This is a genomic window from Aquimarina megaterium XH134 (assembly GCF_000520975.1).
Taxonomy (GTDB): Bacteria; Bacteroidota; Bacteroidia; order Flavobacteriales; family Flavobacteriaceae; genus Aquimarina; species Aquimarina megaterium.
Map to the genome: position 1 here is coordinate 26,825 of NZ_JACB01000037.1, position 15,205 is coordinate 42,029.

General features: G+C 32.9%; 14 protein-coding genes. 13 read left to right on the forward strand and 1 reads right to left on the reverse strand.

The annotated features are described in order from the left end of the window. Nucleotides 1–25 precede the first annotated feature (25 nt). The 13 genes from Z053_RS0119570 (at nucleotide 26) to Z053_RS0119630 (ending at nucleotide 14,853) form a co-directional block, all read left to right on the forward strand. Nucleotides 26–1,549 (forward strand): hypothetical protein, encoded by a 1,524-nt coding sequence (locus Z053_RS0119570; RefSeq protein ID WP_025666670.1) that lies wholly within the window; start codon nucleotides 26–28, stop codon nucleotides 1,547–1,549. Nucleotides 1,550–1,979: 430 nt separating this feature from the next. Then, the gene (locus tag Z053_RS0119575; RefSeq protein ID WP_025666671.1) at nucleotides 1,980–3,503 is read left to right on the forward strand and encodes a hypothetical protein; all 1,524 of its coding nucleotides are present in this window, start codon (nucleotides 1,980–1,982) and stop codon (nucleotides 3,501–3,503) included. Between the two features lie 89 nt (nucleotides 3,504–3,592). Then, complete coding sequence (locus tag Z053_RS0119580) at nucleotides 3,593–4,114, forward strand: hypothetical protein (protein ID WP_025666672.1); 522 nt, start codon at nucleotides 3,593–3,595, stop codon at nucleotides 4,112–4,114. 18 nt (nucleotides 4,115–4,132) lie between these two features. Further along, on the forward strand, nucleotides 4,133–4,861 hold the full coding sequence (locus Z053_RS30380) for a CsgE family curli-type amyloid fiber assembly protein (RefSeq protein ID WP_025666673.1): 729 nt from the start codon (nucleotides 4,133–4,135) through the stop codon (nucleotides 4,859–4,861). A 10-nt stretch (nucleotides 4,862–4,871) separates the two neighbouring features. After that, complete coding sequence (locus tag Z053_RS0119590) at nucleotides 4,872–5,276, forward strand: curli production assembly/transport component CsgF (RefSeq protein WP_025666674.1); 405 nt, start codon at nucleotides 4,872–4,874, stop codon at nucleotides 5,274–5,276. Between the two features lie 6 nt (nucleotides 5,277–5,282). Next, on the forward strand, nucleotides 5,283–6,767 hold the full coding sequence (locus Z053_RS0119595) for a CsgG/HfaB family protein (protein WP_025666675.1): 1,485 nt from the start codon (nucleotides 5,283–5,285) through the stop codon (nucleotides 6,765–6,767). 3 nt (nucleotides 6,768–6,770) lie between these two features. Next, nucleotides 6,771–8,258, forward strand: a complete 1,488-nt coding sequence (locus Z053_RS0119600) for a carboxypeptidase regulatory-like domain-containing protein (RefSeq protein ID WP_241459843.1) — start codon at nucleotides 6,771–6,773, stop codon at nucleotides 8,256–8,258. A gap of 138 nt (nucleotides 8,259–8,396) precedes the next feature. Then, nucleotides 8,397–9,575 carry an AIR synthase related protein gene (locus Z053_RS0119605; protein ID WP_025666677.1) on the forward strand — a complete coding sequence of 393 codons (1,179 nt, stop codon included), beginning with the start codon at nucleotides 8,397–8,399 and terminating at the stop codon, nucleotides 9,573–9,575. Nucleotides 9,576–9,640: 65 nt separating this feature from the next. Beyond that, a complete protein-coding gene (locus Z053_RS0119610) occupies nucleotides 9,641–10,705 on the forward strand; it encodes a DUF4932 domain-containing protein (protein WP_081748302.1) in 1,065 nt (354 codons plus the stop codon). A gap of 35 nt (nucleotides 10,706–10,740) precedes the next feature. Then, on the forward strand, nucleotides 10,741–11,070 hold the full coding sequence (locus Z053_RS0119615; RefSeq protein WP_025666679.1) for a cupin domain-containing protein: 330 nt from the start codon (nucleotides 10,741–10,743) through the stop codon (nucleotides 11,068–11,070). A 158-nt stretch (nucleotides 11,071–11,228) separates the two neighbouring features. Next, a complete protein-coding gene (locus tag Z053_RS0119620; protein ID WP_025666680.1) occupies nucleotides 11,229–11,876 on the forward strand; it encodes a DUF6090 family protein in 648 nt (215 codons plus the stop codon). Nucleotides 11,877–12,047: 171 nt separating this feature from the next. Further along, nucleotides 12,048–13,157, forward strand: coding sequence for a hypothetical protein (locus Z053_RS0119625; RefSeq protein ID WP_025666681.1), 1,110 nt, complete (start codon nucleotides 12,048–12,050; stop codon nucleotides 13,155–13,157). Between the two features lie 136 nt (nucleotides 13,158–13,293). Beyond that, on the forward strand, nucleotides 13,294–14,853 hold the full coding sequence (locus Z053_RS0119630; RefSeq protein WP_025666682.1) for a peptide MFS transporter: 1,560 nt from the start codon (nucleotides 13,294–13,296) through the stop codon (nucleotides 14,851–14,853). Between the two features lie 112 nt (nucleotides 14,854–14,965). Here the strand turns inward: Z053_RS0119630 and Z053_RS31130 are convergent, their stop codons facing one another. After that, nucleotides 14,966–15,160 (reverse strand): hypothetical protein, encoded by a 195-nt coding sequence (locus Z053_RS31130; RefSeq protein WP_152538347.1) that lies wholly within the window; start codon nucleotides 15,158–15,160, stop codon nucleotides 14,966–14,968. Between the last annotated feature and the right edge of the window lie 45 nt (nucleotides 15,161–15,205).

Sequence of the window (15,205 nt, forward strand, 5' to 3'; positions counted from 1 at the left end):
TTAACCACTTAAATTTATATTATACATGAAAAAAACAGTTTTTAGCTTGGTAGCTTTATTAGGTACCACGGCAATGATCGCACAATCGAACAATAGTTCTGTTACGCAGACAGGAGAAAAAAATTTTACTAATGTTACTCAAATAGGGGTTTCTAATTCTTCTTTAACCATTCAAAATGGGATAAGCAATAATGCAGAAACTATACAAGGGAGTAAGGAGTTTAACTCTAGTAACGGAGTTGTAAAACAAATTCAAACAGGAAATAGGAACTCTGCCTATGCCCAACATGAAGAAAAGAATAATCGAGTAAACCAGGTACAAATAGGTAATCGTAACTCGTCAAATACTAAACAAAATTTAAAATATGAAGGGGGGAATAATATAGCAAGACAACGTCAAAAAGGAAATAAGAATGATGCTATAATATCTCAGGAAGGAGTATCTAATTCTGCGTTTCAGGTGCAAATAGGTAAAAGTAATTCTGCTTCTTCGGTGCAATTAGGAAGCAATGACCTTAGTAGGCTTATGCAGGTAGGGAACTTTAATACCGCCTCGGTTTTTCAAGAGGGTGACAAAAATAATTCTTTACAAAGGCAAGCCGGAAATTCTAATATGGTTAAGGCTGAACAATTGGGTAATGGTAATCTTATACGCCAAATCCAACGAGGAGATGGAAATACAGGAACTTCTATGCAAGGAAGTAGTCTTTTTGATTCTAGAGAAGGTAGAATTGAGCAAGTGCAATATGGAAATGAGAATTCAGCTTTTGCAAATCATGAAGAAGATGAAAATACTATTCTTCAAGGGCAAGGGGGAGATGGAAATAATGCCAGGGCTGAGCAAAATTTAACTCGTTTTGGAGGTAAGAATTTTGCAATGCAAATACAGAATGGTTATGGTAATTCGGCTATAGCAGCACAAGATGGAAATGAAAATCGTCTAAACCAGTCACAATCCGGTAACGGAAATAGAGTCTCGGCAACGCAATTTGGGGGAAATAATGTGCTTTTTCAAAACCAAACAGGAGTAGATAATGAAGCAATTTCTAAACAAGGAGGATTTTTATTTGCCTCTAGAGGTGGGATGGTAAATCAATTTCAGTATGGTAATAGTAACAAAGCATTCGCTCAGCAAGAGGAAGATAAAAATTCAGTACTACAAGCTCAGGTTGGAAACAGGAATAGTGCTTCTGCAACTCAAAATATTCTATTTTTTGGTGGAAAAAATACTGTTAAACAGGCTCAAGTTGGAAATGGAAATATTGTTGAAGCTTATCAGGAAGGAAACTCGGATTTGAATTTAGTAGGAGAGAATAATCTAATTAATCAAATTCAAATTGGAAGCCAAAATAAAGTTACTTCATCTCAAAATGGAATAAATAATGTAAACGATATTTTACAGTCTGGAAACATGAATATAGCAGAGGATACTCAATTTGGTATAGGTAATGATATATCACTGAATCAGGTAGGAAATATGCATATGAGCACAATTCTTCAGACAGGAACTAATAATACTACTAATGTGACTCAAGGAGGGGCTAATTAGGTAAGGAGGTGATTACTTCTTTACTTGGTTTTTAAACTTGAAAAGGTAATCAAATCTTTTTGCCTTAGAAATGGTGTTGGTTTTTATAAACAAGTAAGAATTAACCTACGATTTGTTTTTCAATGAAATTTTAGCAAAAAAATCATATTTGATAAACCCTTTAAAAACCATAGAAATTCAAATTTCTATGGTTTTTTTGCATGTATTTCGTCGAATAGTTGGGAAATTGATAATAATAGCTTTAATATTTTCCTAAATTTGATAATGTCAAAATGGTCGTCATACTTTTGATTATACCCCCCAGGTCCCAAAATATATTTGTTTTTATTGAATAATAATGGAGATTAGATTTTTCTGATCTTTATTGTTCTTGTGCTGTAAAATTTTAAGGAGAGTAACTCAATTTAATCACTTTTAATATATATTACGTATGAAAAAATTAATTTTTAGCCTAGCAGCTTTATTAAGTGCTACGGCAATGATCGCACAGTCAAACAACAGTAATGTTACTCAAACCGGGGATGATAATATCGCTAATATTTCTCAGGTTGGAGCAACTAATTCTTCTTTAACAACTCAAGAAGGAAAGGCTAACAATGCAGAAGCTATTCAAGGTACTGCTGCATTTAATTCAACTAATGGAGTTGTAGAACAATCTCAAACCGGAGATAAGAATTCGGCTTTTGCTCATCATGAAGAAGCTGATAATCAAGTGTATCAAGTACAAGTAGGTAATGGTAATTCTGCTAGAGCTACTCAAAACTTAGCATTTGAAGGGGGCGGCAATGTAGCTAATCAACTTCAGGAAGGAGATAGAAACGAAGCAACAATATCTCAGGAAGGATTAACCAATACTGCTATTCAGGTTCAATTTGGAGATGGTAACTCTGGATCTTCAAGCCAAGAAGGGATAGATAATTTTAGTGAACTTAATCAAGAAGGAAACTTTAACACAGCATCTATTACACAAGTAGGGCAGAACAATCTTTCTTCACAATCACAAATAGGAGATGCTAATATTGCTACTGCGGGACAGTGGGGTAATAATAACTCTGTGAGCCAAGACCAAGAAGGTGGAGGTAACACTGCAAATTCTGTACAAGGTAGTACTCTTTTTGATTCTAGAGGAGGAAGAGTAGAGCAAGTACAAGCAGGTGATGAAAATAACGCATTTGCGAATCATGAAGAAGATAATAATACAATTCTTCAAAGCCAGACAGGAGATTCTAATGATGCAAGTGCAGAACAAAACTTAGGATCTTTTGGAGGAGATAACTTGGCTACTCAAGTACAAGAAGGTAATAGCAATGCGGCTACAGCGTCTCAAAACGGAAGTACTAATATTTCTGATCAATCACAATCTGGTGATGAGAATGTTGCTTCTACAACACAATCAGGAACAAATAATACAGCTATCCAAAGTCAGACAGGAGTTGGTAACAATGCGACTTCTGTACAAGGAGGAGCGTTCTTTACTTCTAGAGGTGGTCTTGTAGATCAATTTCAATCTGGTAATGGTAACGAAGCTTTTGCAAGACACGAAGAAGATAATAATGTTGTAGTACAAACTCAGTTAGGAGATAGAAACAACGCTTCTGCTACTCAGAACCTTATAAACTTTGGAGGAGAAAATACTACAAGACAACTTCAACTAGGTAATGGTAACGTTGCTGAAGCTTCTCAAGAAGGAAGTTCAGATTTAAATTTAGCTGGAGAAAATAACCTTGTTAGCCAAATTCAGTTTGGTGATGAAAATAGAGCTACTTCAACTCAAAATGGAGCAAGCAATACAAGTGATATTTTCCAATTTGGAAATATGAATGTCGCTACAGATACTCAGGTAGGAACAGGTAACAATACTTTTGTAACTCAGATAGGAGATATGAACACTAGTGTGATCCTTCAAACAGGAGTAAACAATGGTGCTACTGTAACTCAAAATGGTTCGAATTAATTAAATTCGAATAAACTTTAATTTCTTTATAAGAGTTATGCTCAAATTGAGCATAACTCTTATCTTGATTTTTTTAAATTCTGAAAAAGATGAACAAAACCATTCTTATACAGACATTGGTGTTTTTTATTTTCTTTACTTTTTCTAATGGGTATGCTCAAAATTTAAAAGGTGAAAGCGAGCTTTCTGTTACTGATCAAGATAAGTTTATTACCCTGTCTCAGGTTAATAATGTGTTATCTACAGGAGCAGAATCGTCACCTCTTTCTAATGGAGTAAATGCAGTTTTTATTCAGCAAATAGGAACAAGTAATGCTGTACTTTCTACTATTATTGCAGAATCTTCAGATATTAAAATACTTCAGAAAGGGGATCAAAATCTAGTAGAGATAAATGAATCTGCCAGAGAAATAGAGAAATCAATTATACAAACAGGAAATAATAATTCTGTGACTGATTTTTCTTTTAATCCTGATATATCAACTAATTTAGAACTTATACAAGAAGGTAATAACTTGATTTTTGAACGATTTGGTAGTAATGAACTGTCAAAGAATTTGAAATTTAAAATGTCTGGCGATGCCAGAACTATAATTGTTAGAAGTTTTTAATAACATACATATAAGAGTATGAAGTGTAAACTTATCATACTTGCGACTTTGTGTTTTCAGGTTTCAATTGCACAGTTCACAAATACCGATGTAGTTGCAAAAGTTAAAACAGTAACTATAGATGATATGATTTCTGTGGTTGCTACTGCTACTAATACTACAGAAGTATACAAAAGTTTGCAATACACTATTACTGTTTTTCGAACAGATGCAAATAACAATGTATCTAAAAATAATCAGGAAGGAAGATTTACGCTAGAAGCAAACGAAAGTAAAGAACTCTCAAGAGGGGCAATTAGTGTAGATGAGAGTGATAAAATAGTATTACTTTTATTGATCTATGAAGAAGATAAGATTATAGGTAAAGATAGACTTGGTTTTAATGAAGAAGCTAATCAGAAGCCTAATTCAACAGAAGATGATATCTCCTCTGATGATGGAGTTGAATTAAAAGGAATAGTAATAGAAGAGACTAAGACCAAACCAGGAAGAGATTTCTATGAATTTTTCTATGCCTCCTATACATTAAACCAAATAAATGGTAATAAAGTAGTTGGGGTATATGAAAAATTAAGCTTTGGCCGTAGCACTATTATTCAAGTAAAAATAGAGGATAATGTCATTCATGAATTTATAGGAAAACCAGATTTGGAATATTTAGAACAAATGTCGAAAATTGCAATTCGAAAAGTGTATAAATATTTTAAGGATCTAAAAAAACAGAAGAACGATATTTTTCAGTATTAAAACAGTTAAGATGAAATCAATTTTAATAACGCTTTTTCTTGTTTTCTCGATATGTAGCTTTTCTTTTGGACAAGATTTGGTGTATAAGCCTGTAAATCCTGCTTTTGGAGGAGATACCTTTAATTATCAGTGGCTCCTTAGCTCTGCCGAAGCTCAGAATAAATTTACAGACCCTACCGATTCAAGAGATCAAAGGTCTGATGTAGAAAGATTTACAGAGAATCTAAATAACCAGTTATTAAGTCAGATATCAAGAACACTATTTACCGAACAATTTGGAGAAGGAGGTCTTACCGAAGGAACGTATAATTTTGGATCATTATTCATAGAAATCTTTCCTTCTGGAGAAGGGTTGGTAATCAATATTTTAGATACAAGCACCGGAGATCAGTCCCAAGTAATAATTCCTAATTAATTTTTAATGTATCATAAGTTTTATAAAGTAATCGCGGTAATTTCTTGCGTATTTTTATTACACGGATGTGGGACGTATTTTAATCAACCTATAACTATCGAAAATGCCAGAATAGGAGAAGATACAGAAGTTACAAAAACATTAAGGGATTTTCCGTCACCGGAAGAACCTGTTGTTGTTGGGGTGTATAAATTTAGAGATCAAACAGGGCAATATAAACCCACAGAAAATGGAAGCACTTTTAGTACAGCCGTTACTCAGGGAGCAACAACAATTTTGATCAAAGCACTCGAAGATTCTAAGTGGTTTGTGCCTATCGAAAGAGAAAATCTAAGCAACTTACTCAATGAACGTAATATTATACGTTCTACAAGAAAAGAATATAGAAAAACCAAAAACACCAACGAGCCACAATTACCACCATTACTATATGCAGGGATTATCCTCGAAGGAGGGATTGTATCTTATGATTCTAATATCATCACAGGTGGATTGGGAGCAAGATATTTTGGTGTAGGGGCTTCTACTCAATATAGACAAGATAGAATTACAATTTATTTAAGAGCTGTTTCTACTTCGAGTGGTAAAATCTTAAAAACAGTGTATGTGTCTAAAACTATTTTGTCACAAGCACTAGATGCAAATTTCTTTAGATATATAAAGTTTAAAAGATTGCTCGAGGCTGAAACTGGTTTTACTAAGAATGAACCTGCTCAAATGGCAGTATCAGAAGCAATAGAGAAAGCCGTAGAATCTCTAATTGTAGAAGGAATCGAAGATAAGTTATGGGCTGTTAAAGCAGAACCAGAAGTTGTAAATACATTGATAGAAAATTACAAAGCAGAAAAATATGAAGCACAAAATACGGCATTGTACGATCGGTATTTTAAAGAAAGAAGAACTAAGCTTTCTGCATTTTTAAAAGGAGGAACCGCTTTAGTGAGTGGAGATTATAATAATCCAGAGCTTACCTACTCTGCAAAGATTGGTGCGAGATGGTATTTTAACCCATATCTTAATGTTAATGGAAGTATTAATAAATTTGAACTCACTAATCAAAACGCATTTTCTAAAGGATTTAACGCTTTTGATCTTAATACAGAGTTAAGCCTTTTGCCCTTTGATAGGTTGTCACCCTTTTTATTTGGAGGAGTAGGAATTGTGAATGATGATGATTTTGATACTACATTGTTTAAGTTTCAATATGGAGGTGGTGTAGAATATTTAATTTCTGATAAAATAGGTATTTCTGTTGGAGCTACTCATAATCTGATTCTTAGTGACGAATTGGATGGTGTAGTTCAGGGAAAACGAGATGATCAATATTTTAATTTTTCTTTTGGACTTAATTGGTATTTTGGAAACCCTGCAAAGGCAAGTAAAAAATCAAGATTACAGAAACAAGAGAAAAATGTAGAATTACGTGAGCTAAGAAAAAGAAATAGAAGAATTAGAAAAGAAGGTATAATCCGAGAGGATAAAAACGAATAGGTTGTGAGAAAAATTATCATAAGAATAATAAGTGTTTTTGTAATTTTGGCTACGGCTTCTTGTAGTGAGGATACTATTGATTCAGAAGGTTTAGGATCTGTTAAAGGGAAAGTAGTTAAAAAAGGAACTAACGAACCTTTAGAGAATGTGAAAATATCAACAAATCCTGCTTCAAGTACTGTTTTTACAGATAAAGATGGTGTCTATCATTTAAAGAATGTACCTTCAGGAGATTATTCTCTTTCGGGTCAACGAGAGGGACTATTAGCAGTTTTTGAAGCAATTACAGTATTAGCAGATAAAGAACTTGAAATAGTTCTTGAAATGGATATTGCAACAGCTACCAATCGCCCGCCAGAAGCTGCAACTTTAGTGACACCAGTAGATAACGCTGTCGATCAGCCATTAGAAGTTAAATTGGTGTGGAGTGCCAAGGATCCTGATAAAGATAAACTTACTTACAAGGTAAGTTTAAGGAACGAAGAAAATTCTAATGTAGAAGTTTTTGAAAATATTGCAGATACAACATATACCGTATCTGGACTTTCTTTTGCTACCAAATATTTTTGGCAAGTAAGCTCTAGTGATGATATTAATGATCCGGTTAATAGTACAACTTTTGCCTTTACGACTGCGGGACCACCAAACAATAGAATTGTGTATACAAAACTAGTTGGCGGCAACAGTGTTATTTATTCTGCAGATGAGAGTGGGGGAACAGAAATAGCGCTTACTTCGGTATCAAAAAATAGTTTTAGACCTAGAAGAAATGCTACTACTAAGAAAATTGCTTTTTTACAATCGGTTGGTTCACAAACTCATTTATTTATAATGAACCAAGATGGTTCGCAAATAAAACAAATTACTTCTACAGTTGGAGTTTCTGGATTTAACCTTGAAGAAGTAGATTTTTCATGGGATGCCAATGGAGCAAAATTGTTATTTCCTAATCAGAATAAATTGTATTCTATTAATATAGATGGAAGCGGCTTGAGTTTAATATATCAAACCACTGGTGACTTGATTACCGAAGTAGATAAAAATGAAAGTACAGGTATAACGGCCATAAAAACGAATAATTTAGATGGATATGGAGTGCAAATTTTTACAATTGATGGTGCTGGAGCAGTCCAAAATACAGTTCTTACAGGCCAAAATGGTGCTGCGGGTAGTATCAATTTGTCTGTAGACGGTACCAAATTGTTGTATAGTCGAGATATGTCTGGGGCAGAAAATCCAAATTATCGTCAATTAGATTCTCGTGTGTTTACCTATGATTTTGGTACAATGGTAAGTACAGATCTGTCTACAGATAAAACAGCAGGGACTAATGACCTGGATGCCAGATTTTCGCCAAATGAAGCTAGTATCATTTTTGTAAACACTTCGAATGATGGGATTTCTGAAAAAAATATTTTAACCGTGCCCATAGCTGATTTAGATGGAAGAACTACAATATTACAAAAAGCAGCAATGCCCGATTGGGAATAGCGTTATTTTTGATTTTTGACTTGCGAATTATGATGCCTGTATAATGTTAAGCTTAGTAATTTAGACTTTATAATTCGTACATCGTAATTCGCAATTCGTAATTAATTAAATTATCTTTGCGCTTTAATTTTCAATATAATGAGTCAAGAAGTAAGTAAACGTTATGCGCAACGTGGTGTTTCTGCGTCTAAAGAAGATGTACATAGTGCGATTAAAAACATTGATAAAGGACTTTTTCCAAAAGCGTTTTGCAAAATTGTACCAGATCATTTAACCGGTGATCAAGAGTATTGTTTGATCATGCATGCCGATGGGGCAGGAACCAAATCTTCTCTGGCATATATGTATTGGAAAGAAACAGGTGATGTTTCTGTATGGAAAGGAATTGCCCAGGATGCATTAATCATGAATATCGATGATTTATTATGTGTGGGAGCAACCGATAATATAATGTTGTCTTCTACTATCGGAAGAAATAAAAACCTGATCCCGGGTGAAGTGATATCTGCAATCATTAACGGAACCGAAGAGTTGCTTAAAGAACTTAAAGATTTTGGAGTTGAAATTCATTCTACAGGTGGAGAAACTGCTGATGTTGGGGATCTGGTACGAACAATTATTGTAGACTCTACAGTAACTGCTCGTATGAAACGTAAAGATGTAATTGATAATGCAAATATAAAAGCAGGTGATGTAATTGTAGGATTGGCTTCTTTTGGACAAGCAAGCTATGAAAAAGAATATAATGGTGGTATGGGAAGCAATGGTTTAACATCTGCCCGCCATGATGTGTTTAGTAAGACGCTGGCAGAAAAATATCCAGAAAGCTTTGACCCTTCTGTACCTTCAGATTTAGTATACTCGGGTAAGACAAGTTTAACCGATGCTGTGAAAGATGCACCTATTAATGCTGGTAAATTAGTATTATCACCTACCAGAACATATGCCCCGATTATCAAAAAAATCTTAGCAAACTTTGATAAAGAAACCATTCACGGGATGGTACATTGCAGTGGTGGTGCTCAAACCAAGATTCTGCATTTTATAGATAATTTACATATCGTAAAAGATAACCTATTCGATGTACCTCCATTATTTAAATTGATTCAGGAAAACTCTGGAACAGATTGGAAAGAAATGTATCAAGTATTTAATATGGGACATCGTATGGAGTTATATGTTGCTCCAGAAGTAGCAGAAGAAATCATATCAATTTCAAAAAGTTTTAACGTAGATGCCCAAATAGTTGGTCGTGTCGAGGCTTCTGAAGAGAAGAAACTTACCATCAAAAGTGAGTTTGGAACTTATGTTTACTAAATTTTGCCGGTAATTATAAAAACTCGTTACAATTTAAATTTCAGTTCAACGATAAACAGTTTTAAATGAATAAACAATACTTAATGCTATTGTTCTTAGTTTTAATTACAAGCTGTAAACAGCAAGATAAAGAAAGAAAAACTACAAGTAATCCTAATAAAATTACTTTTGAAGTAAATGAAGGAACTGAATTTTTATTAACAGCATTCAATTTGGCAGTAGAAAAAGAAATGTCAGATGAATATAAACCTTGCGAAACAAGTTATGTAAAACGCCTGAATAATTACTTTGCAGAGTATAAAGAACATCCTTTTTTAAAATATATTTTTGATGAAGTAAATTCAGGGACTGATTTTTCAAGTGTTGGTTTAGTTATAACAAACCTTGAAACCATGGAATTAAATTCTGATATTGATATAGAGTTGATAAAAAGAAAAATTTATACCAATGATATCAATAATTTCAGAAAGTTAGCAGCAGATTTTTATAGAGTAACTAAATTTAATTCATTTTTTAAGAGTAATAAAGAGTACTACGCAACATCTAATTCAAAAATTAAAAGACAAGTTGAAGCAGAAAATTTGTTAGGAAAAATACAAGAATTTTATCAAGATGATAGAGATGGTTTAGAATTTAAAGTATTTGTAGAATTAACAAATAATAGCGAAAGTCAAGCGGTTGATTTTTACGATAATTACAATCCGAATATAAGAGCGATTACATTAGGTAATTTCTGTGATTTAAGTTCTGAAAGTAAGCCACAAAATGAGGTGTTAGATATAGAAAACTATCAAGGAGTATTTTGCCATGAAATATCACATTTATATACGACCAGTATTTTTCTCGACAAATATATTGGGGATGTAGAAGATTTTAGGGTTTTGTTTGATGATAAACTAACAAAACTGCAAATTAAAGATAGAGTAGACCACATGATTATTAGACCGCTACAAGCGGTATTAACAAAAAGGATTTTCAATGACTTAGCAGGTAGTAATTTTTATAAAAAACAACCTAATAGTATCGAAAAAAATATTTACCTTCTTTTTTCAGAGTATAAACCAAATGGAAATAAAACGTTTGAAAGTTATTATAAAGAGGCTATTAAAATCATAAGAAATAGAGGGTGATTTTTTAACCAGTTGAAAAAGCTTAAACGAGTTCTATGATAGATATTTCAAAAATCGAAGAAAAAGAGATAATGGAGGGCTTTAAAGGTAAATTTATTCATACCGAATATTCAACCCTTGCCTTTTGGGAAATAAAAAAAGGATCGGTCTTACCATTACATTCTCATATTCATGAACAAACAACACAAGTTTTAGAAGGAAAACTAGAGTTAACCGTAGGTGAGGAAACAAATGTTTATGAAAATGGATTTGTTGCTGTAATCCCTGCAAATGTGCCCCATAGCGGAGTTGCATTGACAGATTGTAGAGTTTTAGATACGTTTAGCCCGGTAAGAGAAGATTATAAAAATTTTGGGAGAGAATAATTTCTACTACATACTTTTTCGATAAAGTCTATGTTGTACTGCACGTAGTCAAAATACTCCAGATGATATTTTAGAGATAGTATTTCAAATACATAGATCAACTAATACTATAAAAATTAAATCATTATCTTTTACTGAACAATTAATCTGGATGTCAAATGAAAAAAATAAATTGGCAGTACACCTTAGGAGAAATTCTAATAGTTATTGTTGGTATCACTATTGCCTTTAATCTTAATCAATGTGCAGAGGAGAAAAAAGATAAAAATCTTAGAGCTACGTATCTTGAAAATTTAAAGATAGATATACTTGCCGATAAAGAAGAATTAACAAAGAACCTAAAGACATTAGTAAAATATAAGAAAGAAGCCGAAACTATTGCAAAAGTGCTTAATGATACTACTATAGAAAATTATACAATTACTAAGAAAGTGTTTAGTATTTCTCCGCTGGTAGAGTTTACTCCTCAAGACATCACTTATAAAACCCTGGTCAATTCTGGAGATTTTACTCTTTTTAATGACATATCTTTAAAGTCGGCTATTCAGAAACATTATTCTTCAGATTTACAGAAAGTAACTAAAGCTTATGAACGACAGGAAATTATTCACCGTGAGTATTTGGGAAAGTATTATATATATAACTCAGATTTTGATAAAATGAAAAAAAGGGAGTTCCCTTTTGAAGATGTTCGTTTATTAAAAAGAATTGTTCAAAGTCTCGGAGGAGCATACACTATTCAGATCAGTGCTACCGAAATGGCTATTGCACATTGTGATGGTATTTTAAAACTAGTAAGTCCATAAAATAGAGTGTATATAAATGTTTGAGAACGTATTGAAACCTTATGAGATGATTTCACAATAACCACATATTTCTAATCAGTAATACTATATTATTTGATTGTCATATCAAAAGATAAATAGTCTTGTTTTAAATCGAATATGTAATTACCTTTATCGTTCAGATAATCAGATATGTCAGATATTACTAAGTTTTATAGCCTGGCACATATATGTATCGCTTTGATAGGAGGGATATTGTTATTGGCTATATGGTATAATATAAGGAAACGTTTCAGACAGTTTTTAGAAGAAGATGATTCTCAAAAAAGAATAGATAAAGGCTTATTGTATTTAAGTCTGGCCCTTTTTGTATGGGTGTTTTCTGGAGGTTGGATTTATATGGGTAATCTTTTCTTATTTACAGATACGATTATCTACGATATAGGATATAGTTTTTTTTCGGTGCTGAATACTCTGGTTTTAATAATGGCATTGTTTTACTTTGATTTTGCACCTCAGTTTTTGTCAAAAAATAAGAGAAATACCCTTATTCTTATTGGTATAGCAGTAGTGGTGTCTATTGTAACTTTTGTTTTGATTCAAGCATTTAAAAATACTCCTGTGATAAACGGAATACGAATAAGCAGTGTGCCGGATTTGATATTTTCTTGTTTACTCACCTGGTTACTTATTGTTTCGTTTTATAGAACTTTCATGAATCGAGGACTAAGACTGGTAGCCATTATCTCTGTATTAGCTTTTTTATTAATGCTAATCTCACAAATGCCAGATGTTTTTGTGGTAATGAGTAATGAATTATACGGCCATTTAATAAAAATTATTGCTAAAACAACATTCATTTCTGTTTTTCTGGTATTAGCTACAAGTTGGGTTATTCAATTAGCATTAACACCTAAACCTAGTGAAATGACTATTAAATTTATGGATTGGGCATTGGTCAAAATAACAATCCCATCTAAGGAGATTTATGATAAAACCATAGATTTTGGTTCCAAAACTACACAATACAAAAACTTATTAAAGTTTGCTGTAAAACGGAAATATGAAGCAGGAGACAGGCAATATTTAGTAGTGAACTCTGGAGGCGAAATAAAGAGCCAAACCTACTTGAGTAGAATTATAGAAAATATCAATACAATACTTCAATTACAGTCTATATCACAACTAGAAAGAAAAGATTTGTTCACATTTATGGGACAGGGAAAATATAGGCTTCGAGTTATACCAGAAAATATAATTATTGATCAAACACTATTAGAAGAGTTTAATAAAACTTCGTAAACCATAGATTGTAATTATTTGTAACTACTTGTAAGAGAATAACAATTTGATATAAATTGCTATTTTTTAGAACTTTCCTTTTAGTTGTTCGTAAACTATTGATGCTTTGTGTTTAAAATAATTTTAAACACATAACATGAACTCAGATCAAACTGAAGTAAATAGGCAGGAAGTATTCGGACACCCTAAGGGATTATTATATCTATTTTTTGCAGAATTATGGGAACGATTTTCTTTTTATGGCATGAAAGCACTTTTGGTGTTGTACATGACCAAACATCTTTTATATTCTGATGACAAATCGTTTGGAGTAATGGCGGCATATATGTCTCTAGTATATGTCACTCCTATGATTGGTGGTATTATAGCAGATAGATATATTGGGTATAGAAAATCAATCATACTGGGAGGCGTTTTGATGGCAGCAGGCCATTTTTTTCTAACTATTGAGACTCCTGTTTTTTTCTACGGATCACTGGCTTTAATAATCGTTGGTAATGGTTTTTTTAAACCCAATATTTCAACAATGGTGGGTACATTGTATAAAGAAGGGGATAGAAGGAGAGATTCTGGATTTACAATTTTTTATCTGGGAATTAACTTGGGAGGAGCTATAGCACCCTTAATGTGTGCCTGGCTAGCCGAACTATACGGGTGGCATTATGGATTTCTATTAGCAGGAATAGGAATGCTGGTTGGGCTTTTAGTTTTTAAACGAGGAACACAACTAGCAGTTTTTGGGGATAAAGGACTAGTACCCGATATCAAGAATTATGAAAAGAAAATATATGGTCTCAATAAAGGGGATCGAGTATGGTTTCTGGCATGGTTATCAGTTCCGGTATTTGCGTTAATTGTTAGATTTAATGAATTTGAACATTACCTGGTCTGGATTGCAACCTTTTTTTTAATAGGATATATAACCTATATTTTAACAAAAGTATCAATCAAAGAACGAAAACGGTTATTGGTTGCAGTATATTTTACTAGTCTATATGCTTTGTTTGCAGCAGTATTTGAGCAAGCCGGAAGCTCACTTACATTATTTGCAGATAGAAATGTAAATCTTATAGGGATTAATGCGGCGCAAACTAATAGTATAAACTCTACCTGGATAGTGGTATTGGCGATTCCTTTTGCGTTGCTATGGACATTTTTGAGTAAGAAGAAAGCAAACCCTAATTCGGCTATTAAATTTGGCTTAGGTATGTTGTTTCTAGGGTTAGGATTTCTAATTTTTGGGATGTCTGCTCAAGAAGTTGATGAATATGCTAGGACCCCAATGTTTTATTTGATTTTTGGATATCTAGTGTTAACCGTTGGAGAATTGTTCTTATCCCCTATAGGGCTTTCTAAAATAACCGAACTATCACCCATAAAATATGTTACCTTCATCATGGGGGTTTGGTTTTCGGCAAATTTCTATGGCCATTTTTTTGCAGGAAAAATAGCAAAGCTTACAACAGTAAAAGAAGGAGAAGCCAGTATTTTTTCAGAAGGTCTCTCAGGAGCTATTAGCGAGGCGATCACAGGGTTATCTAATACGCTGGTAGAAGGTAATAATACAGAAGCTTTTCAGCAATTATATTCTTACGTATCTGTATATGCCAATTTTGGAGTCATTACCATGGGAATAGGAATAGTTGCTATTCTAATTTCGCCAATTATTAAAAAACTAATGACAGGGATACATTAGTAGTTCTGAATTAAGTTTTGTTTTTAAATTCACAGAAGTTGTTGTGTTAGAAATATGAAGACCTTCAGGATCATGATCCCGAAGGTCTGTTTCGTTATAGAAACATAATTCATTATGATTTAAAATTAGTAGTGACTTTTGTTTCTGCTTCTGTGTCATCTTCTTTTACATCTACATGCTCAATAATGTGATCATCATCAAACTTTCCATCTTTTTTCTGAAAGAAGATAGGAACAGGAAGTAAAGAAGCCATTATAATGAATATGATCAAGGCTAAGCGCCTTAGCGTTTTTTTGAATTTTTTCATTTCAGGGAATTAATAATGCCCGCTTATTTCTATTGGTAAGAAATA

What these genes read in the sequence shown, in the direction of transcription:
- Z053_RS0119590 (WP_025666674.1), top strand. Translation starts at nt 4,872, where the DNA reads ATGAAATCAATTTTAATAACGCTTTTTCTTGTTTTCTCGATATGTAGC.
- Z053_RS31130 (WP_152538347.1), bottom strand. Translation starts at nt 15,160, where the DNA reads ATGAAAAAATTCAAAAAAACGCTAAGGCGCTTAGCCTTGATCATATTC.
- Z053_RS30380 (WP_025666673.1), top strand. Translation starts at nt 4,133, where the DNA reads ATGAAGTGTAAACTTATCATACTTGCGACTTTGTGTTTTCAGGTTTCA.
- Z053_RS0119605 (WP_025666677.1), top strand. Translation starts at nt 8,397, where the DNA reads ATGAGTCAAGAAGTAAGTAAACGTTATGCGCAACGTGGTGTTTCTGCG.
- Z053_RS0119630 (WP_025666682.1), top strand. Translation starts at nt 13,294, where the DNA reads ATGAACTCAGATCAAACTGAAGTAAATAGGCAGGAAGTATTCGGACAC.
- Z053_RS0119575 (WP_025666671.1), top strand. Translation starts at nt 1,980, where the DNA reads ATGAAAAAATTAATTTTTAGCCTAGCAGCTTTATTAAGTGCTACGGCA.
- Z053_RS0119615 (WP_025666679.1), top strand. Translation starts at nt 10,741, where the DNA reads ATGATAGATATTTCAAAAATCGAAGAAAAAGAGATAATGGAGGGCTTT.
- Z053_RS0119570 (WP_025666670.1), top strand. Translation starts at nt 26, where the DNA reads ATGAAAAAAACAGTTTTTAGCTTGGTAGCTTTATTAGGTACCACGGCA.
- Z053_RS0119610 (WP_081748302.1), top strand. Translation starts at nt 9,641, where the DNA reads ATGAATAAACAATACTTAATGCTATTGTTCTTAGTTTTAATTACAAGC.
- Z053_RS0119620 (WP_025666680.1), top strand. Translation starts at nt 11,229, where the DNA reads ATGAAAAAAATAAATTGGCAGTACACCTTAGGAGAAATTCTAATAGTT.
- Z053_RS0119625 (WP_025666681.1), top strand. Translation starts at nt 12,048, where the DNA reads ATGTCAGATATTACTAAGTTTTATAGCCTGGCACATATATGTATCGCT.
- Z053_RS0119580 (WP_025666672.1), top strand. Translation starts at nt 3,593, where the DNA reads ATGAACAAAACCATTCTTATACAGACATTGGTGTTTTTTATTTTCTTT.
- Z053_RS0119595 (WP_025666675.1), top strand. Translation starts at nt 5,283, where the DNA reads ATGTATCATAAGTTTTATAAAGTAATCGCGGTAATTTCTTGCGTATTT.